Raw genomic sequence first — 18,217 nt, forward strand, 5'->3', positions numbered from 1 at the left:
GGTGGCAGCAACAGGTGAAGTGTGCTTCACTAGTCGTCCAGGAGGGGAGTATCCCCCAGCGTCCCGTCGTCACTACGGCTCCCCATGGGGCCCGGCGGGCCGGGCTCCGGCCGGGAGAGACCTCCAGTTGGCACCGACCGACTGGAGGAACGACCCGTGGACGTCCCGTTCTGGCTCTGGCTGGCCGTTCTCGGCGGCATCGCCGTCATGCTGGCCCTCGACCTGTTCGCCCACCGCCGCGCCCACGTCATCGGGGTGCGGGAGGCCGCCGCCTGGTCGGCGGTCTGGGTGACCATCGGCGTCGCCTTCGGCGCCTGGATCTGGGCGGCGTACGGAGCCGACCTGGGCCAGCAGTACTTCGCCGGCTACCTGATCGAGAAGTCCCTCGCCGTCGACAACGTCTTCGTGTGGGCGATCATCTTCACCTTCTTCGCCGTGCCCCGGGAGTACCAGCACCGGGTGCTCTTCCTCGGGGTGCTCGGCGCGCTGGTGTTCCGGGGGATCTTCATCGCCGGGGGCTCGGTGCTGATCGCCAGCTTCAGCTGGGTGCTCTACATCTTCGCGGCGCTCCTGCTGGTCACCGGCTACCGGATGCTGCGGCAGCGCAACGAGCACCTGGACGTCGAGAAGTCCCGCGCCCTGCGGCTGTTCCGCCGCTACGTGCCGATGACCGACGCGTACCACGGGCAGCGGTTCGTCGTCCGGCGCAACGGCGTCCTGATGGCCACGCCGCTGCTGGCCGTGCTGGTGCTCGTCGAGGTCACCGACGTGGTCTTCGCGGTCGACTCGATCCCGGCCATCTTCGCCGTGACCGAGGAGCCCTTCCTGGTCTTCACCGCGAACGCGTTCGCGATCCTCGGCCTGCGGGCGATGTACTTCCTGCTCGCCGACCTGATGCACCGCTTCGTCTACCTGAAGCTGGGCCTCGCCGTGGTGCTGATCTGGGTGGGCGTGAAGATGGCCCTGAAGATCGACGTGGTGTACATCCCGACCACGATCTCCCTGGCGGTCATCACCGCGGTCATCGGCACCTCCGTCTGGCTGAGCCTGCGCGCGACCCGCGGGCAGGGGAGGCAGGGGCTGCCGGCCCCGGCCGAGCCGCCCTTCCGGGTGGCGACCGAGGAGGAGACCGCCGAGCTCGAGCCGCTCACCCGCCGCCGCTGAGACCTGCTCATCCGCGGAGAAGCGGACCGCTTCTCCGCGGAAAAGCAGATCACAGGCCCAGCTCGGCGCGGATCTCCTCGCTGTGCTGGCCCGCGCGAGGCACGGAGCCGACGGAGCCCGGCGTCGCCGAGAACCGGGGGGCGACGGCGGGCTGCACGGTGCCGTCGACCTCCACGAAGACCCCGCGCTCCACGTTGTGGGGGTCGGTCGTCGCCTCCACCAGCGACCAGACCGGCGCCACGCAGGCGTCGGTGCCGGAGAAGACCTCCCACCACTCGGCGCGCGTCCGGCTCGCGAACAGCTCGGTGAACCGCTCGCGCAGCGCCGGCCACTGCTCGGGCCGGTAGCGGTCGGGGAAGGTCTCGTCCCCGGCGACGCCCAGGCCCTGCAGCAGGGCGGCGTAGAACTGCGGCTCCAGCGCGCCGACGGCGAGGAACTGCCCGTCGGCGCAGCGGTAGACGTCGTAGAACGGCGCGCCGGTGTCGAGCAGGTTCACGCCCCGCTCGTCCTGCCACCCGCCGGTCGAGAGCATCCCGTGGATCATCGTGGTGAGGACGGCGGTGCCGTCGACGATGGCGGCGTCCACGACCTGCCCCTCCCCCGTCGTCCGCGCGTGCAGCAGCGCGGCCACGGCTCCGAGGGCGAGGAACACGCCCCCGCCGCCGAAGTCGCCGAGCAGGTTGATCGGCGGCGCGGGCCGCTCGTCGGGCCGCCCGCTCGCGCCGAGCGCACCGGTGAGCGCGATGTAGCCGATGTCGTGGCCGGCGGTCGGCGACAGCGGGCCGGTCTGGCCCCAGCCGGTCATCCGCCCGTAGACCAGCGCCGGGTTCTCCCCCAGGAGCTCGTCGGGGCCGAGGCCCAGGCGCTCCATGACGCCGGGCCGGAAGCCCTCCAGCAGCACGTCGGCGCGCCGCACCAGGGCGCGCACCACCTCGACGTCGGCCGGGTCCTTGAGGTCCAGCGCGATGGAGCGCTTGCCGCGGTCGAGCAGGGAGGTGCCACCGGGCCCGCCGCCGCTGCCGCGCCGGTCGATGCGGACGACGTCGGCCCCGAGGTCGGCCAGCAGCATGCCGCAGAACGGGCCCGGCCCCAGTCCGGCGAACTCGACGACACGCACTCCCGAGAGGGGGCCCACGGTTTCTCCTCTACCTGCCCGGGCCCACGCCGTCGTGCGCCCTCGTCGCTGGCATGCTGCCCGATGTCGGTGCCGGCGGACAGGGGGGCGCAGTGATCGGCTACCTGGCCGCGGCGGTCGGCGGTGCGCTCGGCGCCCTGGGCCGGTGGGGCATCGCTGCGGCGCTCCCCCGCGATCCCGGCGGCTGGCCCTGGGCCACGCTGCTGGTCAACCTGACCGGCTGCCTCGCGCTCGGGCTGCTCATGGGCTGGGTGTTCGTCCGCTCCCCCGGCTCCCTGTGGCTGCGGCCCTTCCTGGGCACGGGCGTGCTGGGCGGATTCACCACCTTCTCCGCCTTCGCCGTCGAGACGGTGCAGCTGGCGGACGCCGGCCGTCCGGTCGTGGCCGCCGCCTACGTCCTCGTCTCGGTCGCCGGGGGCGTCGCCGCCTCGGCACTGGGGCTGCTCGCGGGCCGCGCGGCCGCATGACGCCGCTGCTCGTGGTCCTGGGTGCGCTCGCCGGCGCGCCGCTGCGCCTGCTCGCCGAGCGGGTGGCGGCCGCCCGCCGGGGCCCCGGGTCGGTCGCCGGCACGGCCGTGGTCAACGTCGCCGGCGGCGGCGTCCTCGGGTTCCTGCTGGGTCTGGCCGACGTGCCGGCGGAGGTCCTGGCGCTGGTGGGCACCGGGTTCTGCGGCACGCTCACCACCTTCTCGACCCTCGGCGCCGACGTCGTCCGGCTCGGGGAGGAGCGGCGCACCGGCCGGCTGGTGGCCTACCTGGCCGGCACGCTCGTGCTCGGCATCGGCGCGGCCGCCGCGGCATACGGGCTGGCCGGCCTGCTGTGACCGGCCGGTGTCGGTAGGGTCGAGGGCGGTATGACCGACTCCACGGGTGAACAGGTCGGGGCCGAGAGCCCCGTCGTCGTCGTCGCCAACCGCCTGCCGGTCGACCAGGTCACCGAGCCCGACGGCAGCACGCGCTGGCAGCGCAGCCCGGGCGGTCTGGTCACGGCGCTGGAGCCCTTCGTCGCCGGGCGCGGCGGGGCCTGGGTTGGCTGGTCCGGGTCCGCGGGCGAGGCGCCCGAGCCGTTCGAGTCCGGCGGCATGTCGCTGATCCCGATCCCGCTCACCGACGAGGAGGTGGACCGCTACTACGAGGGCATGTCCAACGCCTCGCTGTGGCCGCTGTACCACGACGTCGTCGAGAAGCCCGAGTACCACCGCGCGTGGTGGGACACCTACGTGCAGGTCAACAAGCGCTTCGCCGCCCGCACCGCTGAGGTCGCGGCGGAGGGCGCCACGGTCTGGGTGCACGACTACCAGCTGCAGCTCGTGCCCGCGATGCTCCGCCAGCAGCGGCCCGACCTCACCATCGGCTTCTTCCTGCACATCCCGTTCCCGCCCTACGAGCTGTTCACCCAGCTGCCGTGGCGCTCGGCGATCGTCGAGGGGCTGCTCGGCGCGGACCTGGTCGGCTTCCAGCGGCCGGCGGCGGCCGCCAACTTCGTGCAGCTGGCCCGCCGGCTGCACGACCTGCCCGCCCGCAGCCAGGTCGTCGAGTACGACGGCCGGACGGTGTCGGCCCGGGCGTTCCCGATCTCCATCGACGTCGCGTCCTTCGACGAGCTGGCCCGCTCCCCCGAGGTGCTCGCCCGCGCGAAGGAGATCCGCGAGGAGCTCGGCAACCCCTCGAAGATCATCCTCGGCGTCGACCGGCTGGACTACACCAAGGGCATCGGCGTCCGGCTCAACGCCTTCGAGGAGCTGCTGGAGGACGGCGCGGTCGAGGCGCCGGACACCGTCCTGGTGCAGGTGGCCACGCCGAGCCGCGAGCGCGTCGAGCACTACGTGCACATGCGGGAGACGATCGAGCAGCAGGTCGGCCACATCAACGGCGTCTTCGGCTCGATCGCCGGCCCGGCGGTGCACTACTTCAACCAGTCCATGCCGCGCGAGGAGCTGGCCGCCCTGTACCGGGCCGCCGACGTCATGCTCGTGACGCCCTACCGCGACGGCATGAACCTGGTGGCCAAGGAGTACGTGGCCGCGCGGGGCGACCTCGGCGGCGCCCTGGTGCTGTCCGAGTTCGCGGGCGCCGCCGCCGAGCTCAAGCAGGCGTTCCTGGTCAACCCGCACGACATCGCCGGCGTGAAGAGCCAGCTGCTGCGGGCGCTGCGGGTGGACGCCGCCGAGGGGGCGAAGCGGATGCGGGCCATGCGCCGGCACCTGGCCAAGAACGACCTCGACCACTGGGCCGGCTCGTTCTTCCGCGCCCTCCAGGACCAGGCATGAGCGTCCTGCCCGCCGAGCTGCGGACGGCGCTGACCGCGTTCGCGGCACGGCGGCCGCTGCTGGTGGCCAGCGACTACGACGGCGTGCTCGCCCCCCTGGTCGGCGACCCCTCGGCGGCCGCTCCCCTGCCCGGCGTGGCCGAGGCGCTGGACCGCCTGGCGGCGGTCGACGGCGTCACCGTGGCGCTGGTCAGCGGTCGCGGCGTGGCCGACCTGCAGGCGACGAGCGGGCTCACCGGGGACATCCGCTGGGTGGGCAGCCACGGGGCGGAGTTCGACGGCCCGCTGCCCGCCGAGCTGGCCGGGCGCCGCGACGCCCTGGCCGAGCGGCTGGCCCCGCTGGCGGCCGCGGTCCCGGGGGCACGGCTGGAGGTCAAGCCCGCGAGCATCGCGGTGCACGTGCGCGAGGTGGCCGACCGCGCGGCGGCCGACGGGCTGCTCCAGGACGCCCGCCGGGTGGCCGATCCGTCACTGACGTTGAAGCCGGGCAAGGAGGTCCTCGAGATCGCGGTCACCGACGCCGACAAGGGCAGCGCCCTCGTCCGGCTGGCCCGCGAGCTCGGCGCCGCGGCGACGATCTACCTGGGGGACGACGTCACCGACGAGGACGCCTTCCGCGTCCTGGGCGAGGACGACGTCACGGTCAAGATCGGCGAGGGGCCGACGGGAGCCGGTCACCGTGTGCCCGACCCTGCCGCCGCGCGGGCCCTCCTGGAGCAGCTGGCCGACCTGCTCGGCTGAGCCGGGTGCCCCGGCGCGGGAACGTGTCGGATCCGTCGCCGTCGTGACTTTGGTCCCGGGTGGCCGGTCAGCGAGGCGCGGTGTCGACAATCCCGGCGCCCCGGGAACGGCGAACTGCGCTTTCCCGACCATTCCCCGGAATGGCCGGCAGGTCGTCGGAGGCGCCTTGTCGACGAATTCCGCACGCGCGGTCGCTGACCCCGCTCAAACATCACGATTGCCGTGAGCGCGCCTTCGCGGCGGAATGGCGCTCGGCGGGGTCGCCAGACTTCCCGTGTCCCCATCCGGCACGTGCGTCACACCTCCCTGGGCGGTCCCCGTGAATCCCACTCCCCTCCTCCGAGTCCCCGCGCGGCGTACCGGTTGGTTCGCCGACCGTCCCCTGGCGGTCAAGTTCGCGTTGCTGGTCGGCGTCGTCGTGCTCTCCTTCGGCGGGCTGCTCACCGCGGTCCTCGTCGGCAACTCGGCGGTGCGCGGGGCCAACACCGACCTGGAGCGCCTCAACGAGGCCCAGGAGCTGGTGCTGCAGCTCGACACCCGCGCGAGCGAGCTCAAGGTGGACGGCTTCAAGACCATCACCCGCGAGGACCCGGCGGGGCAGCTCGAGGAGCTCGCCGAGGACATCGCCACCCCCGAGGCGATGCTCGCCGACCTGGCGACGGTCCCCCTGGCCGGCGCCGCGGCGCAGTCGGTCGACGGGCTCGCCGACGCCTTCGGGGCCTACACCACGGCCATCTCGGCCTGGGTGGAGCTCGCGGTGGCCGACCCGGTGACGATGCGCGGCCGCTGGGAGGAGATCCAGGCCGCCAACGACCTCTCCGACGGTGCCGTCAGCGAGGCGAAGGACACCCTGGCCGCGGAGAGCGACCGGGCGCAGGTCCGGCTGGACGACGCCATCGCCCGCTCGCAGCAGATCAGCGTCGTGGTCGCGGTCGTCGCGCTGGCGGTCGTCCTGGTGATCAGCCGGATGACGATGCGCTCGGTGACCCGTCCGGTGCAGGCGGTCAAGCGCTCGCTGCAGGCCCTTGCCGACGGCGACCTCACCGTGCCGACCGGGGTGACCTCGCGGGACGAGGTGGGCCAGATGGCGGCGTCGCTGGACGCCGCGCAGGAGTCCCTGCGGGCCGTGCTGGCCGGGGTGGCGGGCTCGGCGAACGCGGTGGCCGCGTCGTCGGAGGAGCTGTCGGCCTCGTCGGCGCAGATCGCGGCGTCGGCCGAGGAGACCTCCGCCCAGTCGTCGGTCGTGTCCTCGGCCGCCGAGGAGGTGTCGCGCAGCGTGGAGACCGTCGCCGCCGGCGCCGAGGAGATGGGCGCCTCCATCCGGGAGATCGCCAGCAACGCCGCGGAGGCCAGCCAGGTCGCCCTGCGCGCCGTGACCGCCGCGGAGAACACGACCGCGACCGTCGCGAAGCTGGGCGAGTCCTCGGCGGAGATCGGCAACGTGGTCAAGGTCATCACCTCCATCGCGGAGCAGACCAACCTGCTGGCGCTCAACGCGACCATCGAGGCGGCGCGGGCCGGGGAGGCCGGCAAGGGCTTCGCGGTCGTGGCCAACGAGGTCAAGGAGCTGGCGCAGGAGACGGCGAAGGCCACCGAGGACATCGCCCGCCGGGTCAACGCGATCCAGGGCGACACCAGCGCCGCCGTCGCCGCGATCGGCGAGATCAGCTCGATCGTCGCGCAGATCTCCGACCGGCAGACCACCATCGCCAGCGCCGTCGAGGAGCAGACGGCCACCACGAACGAGATGTCGCGGTCGGTGCAGGAGGCGGCGTCGGGCTCGGGCCAGATCGCGGAGAACATCACCAGCGTCTCCACCGCCGCCGACTCGACGACGCAGGCCCTCAGCCAGACCCGGGTGGCCGTCGACGAGCTGTCCCGGATGGCGGCCGACCTGCGCACCACCGTGGGGCGATTCACCTACTGACGGCGTGGCCGCATTCCCGGGGTCGACACGACGATTCCGGGAATGCGGTCACCACCCTTTCTCGGCGCACTCCGGCGACACGCGTGGTGCGGATGTGAAACGGACGTACCCGTGTCACATCCTGGGGCGAACGCATTCCGCGTCCCACCGAACCAAGCGGCGCAACGCATTCCGCCGCTGATGCGCACCGAGGAACACAACACATGTCGAAGGCACGAAGCGGACGCTCCCAGGAGGACGCGCCGGCCCGCCACTGGTACCGGGACCGCGGCATCTCCACCCGGATCGCGGCCATCAGCGCCGCGCTGATGCTGGGCATCCTGGCGGCCACCGCGGCCGGGATCCACGGCACGCAGCGCGTGGGCGACCTGCACGAGGAGGCGACCGCCGCGGTGGACGCGCAGCGGACCGTGGAGGACGCCCGCTACGACCTGCTCTGGGCGGCGAACTGGCAGAACATCACCGCCTGGAACGCGCGGGTGGTCGGTGGTGCCACCGCGGCCGCGCCCACGGGCGACAACGTCGCGAACTACCGCGACGGGGCGGAGGGCTTCGAGCGGCTGTTCTCGATCGACCGGGACCAGCTCGACGCCGACGCCGAAGCGAGCCTGGCCGTCATCCAGGACAACTGGACGGCGATGAGCGGCTACAACGAGCAGATCTTCGCACTCTGGGCGCAGGACCGGCTCGACGAGGGCGACGCGCTGTCCACCGGGGACAAGTGGGACGTCTTCTACGTGCTGGACCAGGCCATGACCGAGCTGGTGGACTCGGTCGACGCCCGAGTGGCGCAGACCGAGGCCGAGGTCGCGGACGCCCAGCGGGAGACGGTCGTGCTGGCGGTCGTCGTCACGCTGGTCGCGTTCCTGCTGGGCGGGACGCTGTCCTTCGTCGTCTCGCGCGGGATCGTCCACGGCGTGCGCGGGGTGCAGGGGGGTCTGGAGCGCCTGGCCGCCCGCGACCTGACGGTGCGGATGCCGGTGCGCGGCCGGGACGAGGTCGGCCAGATGACGGCGGCTCTCAACGCCGCGAACGACGCGATGACCGACACCATCGGCCGGATCGTGTCCGCAGCCGGTGCCGTGGCGGCGTCCTCGGAGGAGCTGTCGGCGTCGGCGGCGCAGATCTCGGCGTCCGCCGAGGAGACCAGCGCCCAGTCCGGCGTGGTCGCCGGTGCCGCGGAGGAGGTGTCCCGCAGCGTCCAGACCGTCGCCGCGGGTGCGGAGCAGATGGGCGCCTCGATCCGGGAGATCGCCGCGAACGCGGCCGAGGCCAGCGAGGTGGCCGCACGGGCGGTGACCGCCGCCGGGACGACGACGGCCACCGTGGCCAAGCTGGGCGAGTCCTCGGCCGAGATCGGCAACGTCGTCAAGGTCATCACCTCGATCGCGGAGCAGACCAACCTGCTGGCGCTCAACGCCACGATCGAGGCCGCCCGGGCCGGTGAGGCCGGCAAGGGCTTCGCCGTGGTCGCCAACGAGGTCAAGGAGCTGGCCCAGGAGACCGCCAAGGCGACCGAGGACATCGCCCGCCGGGTGCAGTCCATCCAGGGCGACACCACCGCGGCGGTCGCGGCGATCGAGGAGATCTCGAACATCGTCGCGCAGATCTCCGACCGGCAGACCACCATCGCCAGCGCCGTCGAGGAGCAGACCGCCACGACCAGCGAGATGTCGCGGTCGGTGCAGGAGGCCGCCTCGGGGTCCGGTCAGATCGCCGAGAACATCACCGGTGTCTCCACGGCCGCGGACTCCACCACCCAGGCGCTGACCCAGACGCGCACGGCGGTCGACGAGCTGTCGCGGATGGCGTCGGACCTGCGCACCACGGTGGGCCGTTTCACCTACTGAGCGCACTCCGGAGCGGGGCGGGGACCGGGTGACCGGTCCTCGCCCCGTCCTGCATTTCCGCCGCCCGGACAGCATCGCCTTGTCGACACCGGAAATGCGGTCGCCGACCATTCTCGACGGAACCGTTCCGACACGTTTGGAATTCGCTACCGCGCATTCCGCATCCCTCTAGATTCACGTTCGTCACAGAGGCACCACCCGATGCGCAGGCATCGTGCTCGGTCCATCGCGGCGCGACGAAGCCCGCCCGCCTCGCACCGCCCCTTCCCTGGAGAACGACCATGACCGCTCCCACCCCCCTCGCTCCCCCGGCACGGAAGGCGTGGTTCGGCGACCGCCCCATCGCCGCGAAGATCGGATCGGCCGTGGCCGTCCTCGCCGTGGTCGCGGTCGCCATGACCGTCCTCGCCGTGACCCGGCTGGGTGCCGTCGAGGCCGCTTCGGCCCGCATCAACGACAACGTCGTGACCCTGGCCGACCTGTCGAACATCCAGCGGTCCTGGCAGGGCGACCGTTCGCGGTACAACTCCTACGCGCTGGTCGACGCGCCGACCCGCGCCGCGCTCGACGCCGACCTGGCGGAGCGCAAGGCGACGCTCGAGGGCCAGCTGGACGCCTATGCCGAGGTGACGGTGAACCGGGAGGCGTTCGAGGTCTTCCGCGGGTACCTGGACGAGTACTACGCGATCGCCGACGAGCAGCTGGTCCCCGCGGCCACCGTCGGTGACCTGGCCTCTGCCGGGCAGGTCATCACCGGGCCGCTGCAGGCCTCCTCCGACCAGATCATGGACGAGTACAACGCCATGCAGGAGCGGCGGGTGGCCGCCGGCCAGGCGGACACCGACGACGCGTCGTCGATCGTGGACTCCGCCGTGATCACGCTGTGGACGGCGCTCGCCCTGGGCGTGCTGGTGGCCGGCGGTCTCACCCTCTTCATCGTGCGGCGGATCGTCTCCACGGTCCGCTCCGTTCAGCGGTCGGTCGAGGCGCTGGCCGACGGCGACCTGACGGTGACCCCCGAGGTGCGGTCCCAGGACGAGCTCGGCCGCATGGCCGCCGCCCTCGGCGCGGCGCAGGCCAGCCTGCGGACGGTGCTCGGCCAGGTGGCCGGCTCCGCCGACGCGGTCGCCGCAAGCTCCGAGGAGCTGTCGGCCTCCTCGGCCCAGATCTCGGCGTCGGCCGAGGAGACCAGCGCCCAGTCCGGTGTCGTGTCCAGCGCCGCCGAGGAGGTCTCGCGCAGCGTGCAGACCGTCGCCGCGGGTGCGGAGCAGATGGGCGCCTCCATCCGGGAGATCGCGTCGAACGCCGCCGAGGCCAGCGACGTCGCGGCTCGCGCGGTGACCGCCGCCGAGCGCACGACCGCCACGGTCAGCAAGCTCGGGGAGTCCTCGGCCGAGATCGGCAACGTCGTCAAGGTGATCACGAGCATCGCGGAGCAGACCAACCTGCTGGCCCTCAACGCCACCATCGAGGCGGCCCGCGCCGGTGAGGCCGGCAAGGGCTTCGCCGTCGTCGCCAACGAGGTCAAGGAGCTCGCGCAGGAGACGGCCAAGGCGACCGAGGACATCGCCCGGCGGGTGCAGTCCATCCAGGGCGACACGTCGGCGGCGGTCTCGGCCATCGAGGAGATCTCCACGATCGTCGCGCAGATCTCCGACCGGCAGACCACGATCGCCAGCGCCGTCGAGGAGCAGACCGCGACGACGAACGAGATGAGCCGCTCGGTGCAGGAGGCGGCCCAGGGCAGCGGTCAGATCGCCGAGAACATCACGGGCGTCTCCACCGCGGCCGACTCGACCACCCAGGCGCTCACCCAGACGCGCACCGCGGTCGACGAGCTGTCGCGGATGGCCTCGGACCTGCGCGCCACGGTGAGCCGCTTCACCTACTGACGGGGTCACCCGTCCCCCTCGGGGCGGCGGGTGCCGATAAGGGACCAGACGGCCTCGGCCGGTGGCGGGTTCGGCTCGATCCCGCCACCGGCCGCGCCGAGAAACCACCGGGGACGCGCGTCCCCGTCGCGAAGCAGAGAGAGAAGGACACCCCGTGGACGGTCTGGACGACATCGTCGAGGAGTTCCTGGTCGAGAGCCACGAGAACCTCGACCAGCTCGACTCCGACCTGGTGGCGCTGGAGCAGGAGCCGAACTCGCGGGAGCGGCTGTCCAGCATCTTCCGGACGATCCACACCATCAAGGGCACCAGCGGCTTCCTGGCCTTCAACCGGCTGGAGGAGGTCACGCACGTCGGCGAGAACATGCTGTCGCGGCTGCGGGACGGCGAGCTGGCCCTGACCCCGCACCGCACCAACGTGCTGCTGCAGATGGTGGACACCGTGCGGGCGCTGCTGACCTCGATCGAGGCCACCGGTGGCGAGGGGTCGGTGGACGTCTCCACCGCCGTCGCCGCCGTCACCGCCGCGATGGAGGACACCGCCGTGGCGGAGGAGCCGGCTCCGGCCGAGCTGGTCGAGGTCGCTGCCGCGACGACGGCGACGGAGCAGGCAGCGCCGGAGCCAGCGCCGGCCAAGGCCAAGGCGCCCGCCAAGCGCGCCTCCCGCGCCAAGGCCGCCGTCCCGGCCCCCGCTCCCGTGCCCGTCGAGGAGACCATCGCCGACGAGGCCGTCGAGGTCGCCCCCGTCGCGGAGGCCGTCGAGGCCGTCACCGAGGAGCCGGCCGAGAGCGCCGCCGCGGAGAGCACGGGCGGGCAGCCGCGCCGCGCGGTCGCCGACAGCACCATCCGGGTCGACGTCGACCTGCTCGACGAGCTCATGCTGCTGGTGGGCGAGCTCGTGCTCACCCGCAACCAGATCGTGCAGAACGTCGCCCGCCAGACCGACACCGACCTGATCCGCGCCTCCCAGCGGCTCAACCTCATCGCCAGCGAGCTGCAGGAGGGCGTCATGAAGACGCGCATGCAGCCCATCGACCACATCTGGTCCAAGCTCCCCCGCGTCGTCCGCGACCTGGGCGCGAGCCTGCAGAAGTCGATCCGCCTGGAGATGGAGGGCCGGGAGACCGAGCTGGACAAGACGCTGCTCGAGGCGGTCAAGGACCCGCTGACCCACCTGGTCCGCAACTCCGTCGACCACGGCATCGAGGCGCCGGCCGCCCGCAAGGCCGCCGGCAAGCCGGCCGAGGGCGTGCTCATGCTGCGTGCGCGGCACGAGAGCGGCCAGGTCGTCGTCGAGGTCGCCGACGACGGCGCCGGGATCGACCCGGTCAAGGTCGGCGCCAAGGCGGTCGAGCGCGGGGTCGTCACCCCCGACGCGCTGGCCCGCATGAGCGCGCAGGACATCCTGCAGATGATCTTCCTGCCGGGCTTCTCCACCGCCGCGGCGGTCACCAACGTCTCCGGCCGCGGCGTCGGCATGGACGTGGTCAAGACCAACATCGAGTCCATCGGCGGCACCATCGAGGTCGAGTCCGACCCGGGCATGGGCACCGTCTGCCGGCTGCGCATCCCGCTGACGCTGGCGATCGTCCCGGCGCTCACCGTCGAGTGCGCCAGCGACCGCTACGCCATCCCGCAGATCAGCCTGCAGGAGCTGGTCAGCCTGGACGCCGAGAAGGCCGCCAACGCCGTCGAGGAGGTCGGCGGCGCGCAGGTCTACCGGCTGCGCGGCGAGCTGCTGCCCCTGGTCCGGCTCACCGACGTCCTGGGCCTGACCTCCGAGCGGCACGACGGCCACGTCGTCATCGCCGTCCTCCGCTCCGAGGGCCGCCGCTTCGGCCTGGTGGTCGACCGGGTGATCAACACCGAGGAGATCGTCGTCAAGGCCGTCGGTGGCCAGCTCAAGCAGATCGGGCTCTACTCCGGCGCGACCGTGCTGGGCGACGGCACGGTCGCCCTCATCCTCGACGTGCAGGCCCTCGCCCGGAGGGCGCTGCGCACCGAGACCGCCGAGCGCCAGGAGTCCCGCGCCTCGGTCAGCTCGGCCGCCGCGGCCGCCGAGACCGAGCGCCAGCGCATGCTGCTCGCCTCGATCGGCGGCGGACGGCGCGTGGCGATCCCGCTGGACACCGTCACCCGGCTCGAGCAGGTGCGCGCCGACGCCGTCGAGAAGGTGGGCAACCGCGAGGTGGTCCAGTACCGCGGCGCGATCCTGCCGATCGTCCGGCTCGACCGGCACCTGGGCGCCTACGGCGAGACCGAGCGGGAGGTGCTCGAGGTGATCGTCTACGCCGACCACGGCCGCAGCGTGGCCATCGTCGTGGAGGAGATCCTCGACATCGTCGACGGCGAGTCGGCGGTCCGCAGCGACATCGACGACCTGGGCCTGCTGGGTTCCGCCGTCCTCGGTGACCGCGTCACCGAGCTGCTCGACGTCCGCGCCGCCATCCTCGCCGCCGACCCGGCGTTCTACGCGGGCCAGCCCGCAGCCCACCCGACGCCCGCCGGCGTCCCCGGCTCCTACCTGGAGGTCTGACGTGACCGCGATCGACCACGCTCCCGGCAACGGCACGGTGGCCCCGGCCACCAGCGGTCAGCTGGCCACCTTCCGGCTCGACGGCGACCTGTACGGCGTCGAGGTCGAGCACGTGCAGGAGGTGCTGCGCAGCCAGCAGCTCACCCGCGTGCCGCTGGCCCCCAAGGCCGTGGCCGGCCTGATCAACCTGCGCGGCCAGGTGGTCACGGCCATCGAGCTGCGCGAGCGGCTCGGCCGTCCCGCCCGGCCCGAGGGCACCGACGCGGTCGTCATCGTCGTCCGGCTCGACGGCGAGGCGGTCAGCCTGCTGGTCGACTCGATCGCCGACGTCGTCGACGTGGACGCCGCCGACTTCGAGGCCCCGCCGGACACGCTCGAGGGCCAGGCCCGCGACCTGATCCGCGGCGCCTACAAGCTGGACGGCCAGCTCCTCCTGGCGCTGGACGTCCACAAGGCCGTCAGCGCATAACGCTGTGCGACCGCCCGGTGACGGAGATTCACCGGACACGCGGCCGTCATCCCGGCAGGGTCCTGCCATGGGGTGACGGCCGCGTGGCGTTCCGCGGTCGCCGGGGCCAGCATGGGAGGACCTGTCCCCCTGCTCCGGAGGCGCTGCCGTGCCGTACACGCTGGTCAGTGCCGCCACGCTCGGGTTCGACCTCGTCCGCATCCCGGCCGGCCGCGCCGTCGCCGACGTGCTCCTGACGGGCCTGCAGGCCGACGGCGTCGCGCTGGCCGCCCTCGGCGCCGCCCACCCCGCCCGCGGGCTGGAGCGCGACCAGCGGCTCACCCTCGCCGTCCGGTCCCGCCGGGCCCGCGAGATGGCCGTCGCCGTGCCGAGCGTGCGCAGCGCGGCCGCCGGCGCCCGTGCCGCGGGGGACCGCGCCGCCGTCCTGGTCGAGCAGCTCGAGCAGGGCACGATCGGCGACGCCCCCACCCTGGAGCGGCTGGTCCGCGAGGACGTGCTCGGGGTCGAGCACCCCGCGGCCGAGCTGCTCGACCCCGACCTGGTCGCCGAGGCCGCCGACGTCCTCGCCGACGCGGCCATCGGCTACTGGGCCGCGGGGGTGCTCCCGCCGCTGGTGCGCCGCGAGCTGACCGCCTCCTTCGACCGCGTCGCCGACACCACCCCGACCGCCGGGCCGGAGAGCCTGGCGCTCGGCACGGCCGGCGCCGAGCTGGTCGCCTTCCTCGACGGGCTGCGCGGACTGGACGACGCCGGCCGGGCGCGCTGGCGGGCCGCCGTCGACGAGGGCCGCACCGAGCGGCGCCCGTGGGCCACGGCCATGCACGAGGCCTCCTGGGCCGCCCACGTGTCGGGCCGCACCCGCGTGCTCGCCACCGCCCAGCTGCACGCCGTGCAGGCCTTCCTCGACGGCGGCTTCGACCGGCACGACGGCGCGGCCGGGGCGTGGAACGCGATCGCCGGCTGCGTGCAGGGCATCGCCATGGGCGATCTGCTCGACGAGGGCGCGCTGACCGTCCTCCGCGCGCCGCTCAGCCGCGCCGCCTGAGCGCTCCCTGACGCCCGCCGGCGGCGGGCGCTCGCCTTCCCGCGGCCGGAAAGCGCTGGTCGGGGCGGTGCGCCGGAATGGCCCACGCCCACCGTTCCGGCATTGTCGACATGGCACCGTGGTGCTATTTCTCCTGCCATTCGCGTGGTCACCGCGAATTGCGTAACGGTTGCGTCCGTCCCCTTTTCCCGAGGCCTGATGATGCCGATGCTGGTGGTGCGGATGAGGCGACGGCGACGAGCCCGGAACGGTTCGCACGTGCCCGACCGATCCCGCTCAAGGAGCCGGGAACCGGTGCCGAAAGAGCAGTGACCAACCTGTCGGCTGGACAGCGGCAGGAACCAGGAGGACGCACGTGAACCCGATCCGGGTGATGGTGGTCGACGACTCGGTCGTCGTCCGCAAGATCGTGACCGACGTGCTGTCCGAGGACCCCGACATCGAGGTCGTGGGCACCGCCGTCAACGGCAAGGTGGCGCTCTCCAAGCTGACCCAGCTGGAGCCCGACCTGATCACGATGGACATCGAGATGCCGGAGATGAACGGCATCGAGGCCGTGCGCGCGATCCGCGGCGGCCGCAACCGCGTCCCGATCATCATGTTCAGCACGCTCACCGAGCGCGGGGCGACCGCGACCCTCGACGCCCTGTCCGCCGGCGCCAACGACTACGTCACCAAGCCGGCCAACGTCGGCAGCGTGGCGCAGTCGATGGGCAGCGTCCGCGAGCAGCTCATCCCCAAGATCAAGGCGCTCACCGGGCGCGTGGTCGCGGCCGCCGCGCCGCGGCCTGCCCTCCCCGTGCCCCCGCCCCGCTCCCCCGCGCCGCGCAGCGCGCCGGCCGCGAAGCCCGCCGTGCTGGTCATCGGCTCCTCGACCGGCGGCCCCGAGGCCCTGGCCAAGCTCCTCCCCCAGCTGCCGGCGTCGCTGCCCGTGCCGATCCTGGTCGTCCAGCACATGCCCCCGGTCTTCACCCGGCAGTTCGCCCAGCGCCTCGACCGGCTCAGCGCGCTGCGCGTCGTCGAGGCCACCGACGGCGTCCCGCTCCTGCCCGGCACCGTGCACCTGGCCCCCGGCGACCACCACCTCGTCGTCCGCCCGGGGCGGGGCACGCACACCACGGGCCTGCACCAGGGCCCGCCGGAGAACTTCTGCCGCCCGGCCGTGGACCCGCTGTTCCGCTCGGCCGTCGCCGCCTACGCCGGGGCCGTCCTCGGGGTCGTCCTGACCGGGATGGGTTCCGACGGGCGCAACGGTGCCGGTGACATCCGCAGCGCGGGTGGCACCGTGCTCGCGCAGGACCAGGCCAGCTCCGTCGTCTGGGGCATGCCCGGCGCGGTGGCCCAGGCCGGCTTCGCCGACGAGGTCCTGCCCCTCGACCGCGTCGCGGAGTCCATCCAGCGGCACCTCACCGGGGTCGTCCCCACGCGCGCCTCCGCCGTCCTCACCGGGGTGAACCGATGACCCTCACCACGACCAGCTTCGACTGGGTGCGCCAGCTGGTGCACCGGGAGAGCGCGATCGTCCTGCAGCCCGGCAAGGAGTACCTGGTCGAGGCGCGGCTGCTGCCCATCGCGCGCCAGGCCGGCCTGACCGACGTGTCCTCGTTCGTGGAGACCGTCCGCAGCCGTCCCGACGCGGACAGCACCCGGCGGATCGTCGAGGCGCTCACCACCAACGAGACCTCGTGGTTCCGCGACGGTGACCCGTTCACCGCGCTCACCTCGACCGTGCTGCCCTCGCTGCTGGCGGCGCGCGGCCCCAACGAGCGGCTCCAGATCTGGTCGGCCGCCTGCTCCAGCGGGCAGGAGGCCTACACGATCGGCATGCTGCTCGAGGACGCGCTGCCCGGGGCGGCGTCCCGGGTCTCCATCACCGCGACCGACATCTCGCGGGAGATGGTGGAGCGCACGCGTGCCGGGCGGTTCACCCAGCTCGAGGTCAACCGCGGACTGCCCGCGCCCATGCTGGTCCGCCACTTCACGCGGGCCGGCAACGAGTGGGAGGTCGCTCCCGCGCTGCGGCGCATGGTGACCGCCAGCCAGTGCAACCTCGCGGCGCCGCTGCCGCGGATGGGGCCGTTCGACGTGGTCTACCTGCGCAACGTCCTCATCTACTTCGACCTGGCCACCAAACAGGCCATCCTCCGCCGGGTCCGCGAGCTCATGCGCCCCGACGGCTGGCTCTTCCTCGGCGCGGCGGAGACCACGCTCGGGGTGGACGACTCATGGGAGCGGGTCGTCGTCGGCCGCAGCTCCGCCTACCGCCCGCTGAAGGGGAAGTGATGCGTGCTCTGGTGATCGACGACTCCCGCGCGATGCGCCGGATCGTCTCGGGGATCCTGGAGGGTCTCGGCTACGAGACCCAGCAGGCCGGCCACGGCCGGGAGGGGCTCGACGTCCTCGAGGCGGCCGACCGCGACCAGCTGCCCGACCTCGTCTGCGTCGACTGGAACATGCCGGTCATGGACGGGCTGCAGTTCGTCTCCGCCGTCCGGTCCAACCCGGCCTGGCGCTCGATGACGATCATGATGGTGACCTCGGAGAGCGAGCACACGCAGATCGTGCGGGCCCTGGCCGCCGGCGCCCACGAGTACGTGATCAAGCCGTTCACCGCCGACGCCATCCGCGACAAGCTCGCGCTGCTCGGCCTGCTCCCCCAGGAGGTCGCGCTGTGACCATGGCCGACACCGGCGAGCGCCGGCGGGGTGCCGACACCCGGCCGGTCATCACCGACCTGATCGACGAGGCGACCGTGGAGTCCATCGCCCAGGAGGCGTGGATCTCCCTCGTGGGCGAGGACGAGGTGCTCGTCCCGCTGCCCGGCGGGTCCGTCGACGACCCCGTCTCCAGCTGGGTGGACGTCGTCGGCCCCTGGACCGGCAGCGTCGTCCTCACCACGGGGCGGCGCACCGCCGAGGAGCTCACCCGGGCGCTGCTCCGGGAGCACGCGCCCGACGTGCTCGAGGACGAGGACGTCGCCGACGCCTTCGGCGAGATCGCCAACGTCGTCGGCGGCAACGTCAAGGCCGCGCTGCCGGGCCCCTCCGGGCTGAGCCTGCCGGACGTCGGGCACGCCCCGGCGGTCCGCAACCCGGCTGACGCCTGCCGGATCGACGTGCTCTGGCGCGGGGAGCCCGTGTCCGTCTCCGTCCAGGGGGCGCTGCCCGCGCTCCCCACCCACCGCTGACCT

16 protein-coding genes are annotated in these 18,217 nt (G+C 73.2%); 15 read left to right on the forward strand and 1 reads right to left on the reverse strand.

Going from position 1 to position 18,217, the window contains the following annotated elements; all coding sequences use genetic code 11:
* Positions 1-156: 156 nt before the first annotated feature.
* Positions 157-1,164 carry a TerC family protein gene (locus tag ACI79H_RS12980; protein WP_456554810.1) on the forward strand — a complete coding sequence of 336 codons (1,008 nt, stop codon included), beginning with the start codon at positions 157-159 and terminating at the stop codon, positions 1,162-1,164.
* A 49-nt stretch (positions 1,165-1,213) separates the two neighbouring features.
* Here the strand turns inward: ACI79H_RS12980 and ACI79H_RS12985 are convergent, their stop codons facing one another.
* A complete protein-coding gene (locus ACI79H_RS12985) occupies positions 1,214-2,299 on the reverse strand; it encodes a CaiB/BaiF CoA transferase family protein (protein WP_456554811.1) in 1,086 nt (361 codons plus the stop codon).
* Positions 2,300-2,391: 92 nt separating this feature from the next.
* Between ACI79H_RS12985 and crcB the strand changes: the two genes are divergently transcribed.
* From crcB to ACI79H_RS13055, 14 genes are all read left to right on the forward strand, one after another.
* Positions 2,392-2,766: a fluoride efflux transporter CrcB gene (gene crcB / locus ACI79H_RS12990; RefSeq protein WP_456554812.1), complete on the forward strand. Its 375-nt coding sequence runs from the start codon at positions 2,392-2,394 to the stop codon at positions 2,764-2,766.
* A complete protein-coding gene (locus ACI79H_RS12995; protein WP_456554813.1) occupies positions 2,763-3,122 on the forward strand; it encodes a fluoride efflux transporter FluC in 360 nt (119 codons plus the stop codon). The genes crcB and ACI79H_RS12995 overlap by 4 nt, the downstream gene beginning before the upstream one ends.
* 30 nt (positions 3,123-3,152) lie before the next feature.
* Entirely contained in the window at positions 3,153-4,568 is a 1,416-nt protein-coding gene (locus ACI79H_RS13000; RefSeq protein ID WP_456554814.1) for an alpha,alpha-trehalose-phosphate synthase (UDP-forming), read from the forward strand.
* Positions 4,565-5,308, forward strand: a complete 744-nt coding sequence (otsB, locus tag ACI79H_RS13005; protein ID WP_456554815.1) for a trehalose-phosphatase — start codon at positions 4,565-4,567, stop codon at positions 5,306-5,308. The genes ACI79H_RS13000 and otsB overlap by 4 nt, the downstream gene beginning before the upstream one ends.
* A gap of 319 nt (positions 5,309-5,627) precedes the next feature.
* Positions 5,628-7,235 carry a methyl-accepting chemotaxis protein gene (locus ACI79H_RS13010; protein WP_456554816.1) on the forward strand — a complete coding sequence of 536 codons (1,608 nt, stop codon included), beginning with the start codon at positions 5,628-5,630 and terminating at the stop codon, positions 7,233-7,235.
* A 203-nt stretch (positions 7,236-7,438) separates the two neighbouring features.
* On the forward strand, positions 7,439-9,085 hold the full coding sequence (locus tag ACI79H_RS13015; protein WP_456554817.1) for a methyl-accepting chemotaxis protein: 1,647 nt from the start codon (positions 7,439-7,441) through the stop codon (positions 9,083-9,085).
* A gap of 281 nt (positions 9,086-9,366) precedes the next feature.
* Positions 9,367-10,977, forward strand: coding sequence for a methyl-accepting chemotaxis protein (locus tag ACI79H_RS13020; RefSeq protein ID WP_456554818.1), 1,611 nt, complete (start codon positions 9,367-9,369; stop codon positions 10,975-10,977).
* A gap of 154 nt (positions 10,978-11,131) precedes the next feature.
* Positions 11,132-13,513 (forward strand): chemotaxis protein CheA, encoded by a 2,382-nt coding sequence (locus tag ACI79H_RS13025; protein WP_456554819.1) that lies wholly within the window; start codon positions 11,132-11,134, stop codon positions 13,511-13,513.
* A 1-nt stretch (position 13,514) separates the two neighbouring features.
* Positions 13,515-13,982, forward strand: a complete 468-nt coding sequence (locus tag ACI79H_RS13030; RefSeq protein WP_456554820.1) for a chemotaxis protein CheW — start codon at positions 13,515-13,517, stop codon at positions 13,980-13,982.
* A gap of 148 nt (positions 13,983-14,130) precedes the next feature.
* Positions 14,131-15,027, forward strand: a complete 897-nt coding sequence (locus ACI79H_RS13035; protein WP_456554821.1) for a hypothetical protein — start codon at positions 14,131-14,133, stop codon at positions 15,025-15,027.
* Positions 15,028-15,382: 355 nt separating this feature from the next.
* Positions 15,383-16,489 (forward strand): protein-glutamate methylesterase/protein-glutamine glutaminase, encoded by a 1,107-nt coding sequence (locus ACI79H_RS13040; protein ID WP_456554822.1) that lies wholly within the window; start codon positions 15,383-15,385, stop codon positions 16,487-16,489.
* Entirely contained in the window at positions 16,486-17,310 is an 825-nt protein-coding gene (locus ACI79H_RS13045) for a CheR family methyltransferase (protein WP_456554823.1), read from the forward strand. Before ACI79H_RS13040 ends, ACI79H_RS13045 begins: the two co-directional genes overlap by 4 nt.
* Positions 17,310-17,702, forward strand: a complete 393-nt coding sequence (locus tag ACI79H_RS13050) for a response regulator (protein WP_456554824.1) — start codon at positions 17,310-17,312, stop codon at positions 17,700-17,702. Before ACI79H_RS13045 ends, ACI79H_RS13050 begins: the two co-directional genes overlap by 1 nt.
* A 2-nt stretch (positions 17,703-17,704) precedes the next feature.
* On the forward strand, positions 17,705-18,214 hold the full coding sequence (locus ACI79H_RS13055) for a chemotaxis protein CheX (protein WP_456554930.1): 510 nt from the start codon (positions 17,705-17,707) through the stop codon (positions 18,212-18,214).
* Positions 18,215-18,217: the final 3 nt, after the last annotated feature.

This window comes from Blastococcus sp. SYSU D01042 (genome assembly GCF_054050515.1).

Coding starts and splice junctions, on each gene's coding strand:
- ACI79H_RS12995 (WP_456554813.1), top strand. CDS start 2,763: ATGACGCCGCTGCTCGTGGTCCTGGGTGCGCTCGCCGGCGCGCCGCTG.
- ACI79H_RS13000 (WP_456554814.1), top strand. CDS start 3,153: ATGACCGACTCCACGGGTGAACAGGTCGGGGCCGAGAGCCCCGTCGTC.
- otsB (WP_456554815.1), top strand. CDS start 4,565: ATGAGCGTCCTGCCCGCCGAGCTGCGGACGGCGCTGACCGCGTTCGCG.
- ACI79H_RS13015 (WP_456554817.1), top strand. CDS start 7,439: ATGTCGAAGGCACGAAGCGGACGCTCCCAGGAGGACGCGCCGGCCCGC.
- ACI79H_RS13020 (WP_456554818.1), top strand. CDS start 9,367: ATGACCGCTCCCACCCCCCTCGCTCCCCCGGCACGGAAGGCGTGGTTC.
- ACI79H_RS13045 (WP_456554823.1), top strand. CDS start 16,486: ATGACCCTCACCACGACCAGCTTCGACTGGGTGCGCCAGCTGGTGCAC.
- ACI79H_RS13050 (WP_456554824.1), top strand. CDS start 17,310: ATGCGTGCTCTGGTGATCGACGACTCCCGCGCGATGCGCCGGATCGTC.
- ACI79H_RS13055 (WP_456554930.1), top strand. CDS start 17,705: ATGGCCGACACCGGCGAGCGCCGGCGGGGTGCCGACACCCGGCCGGTC.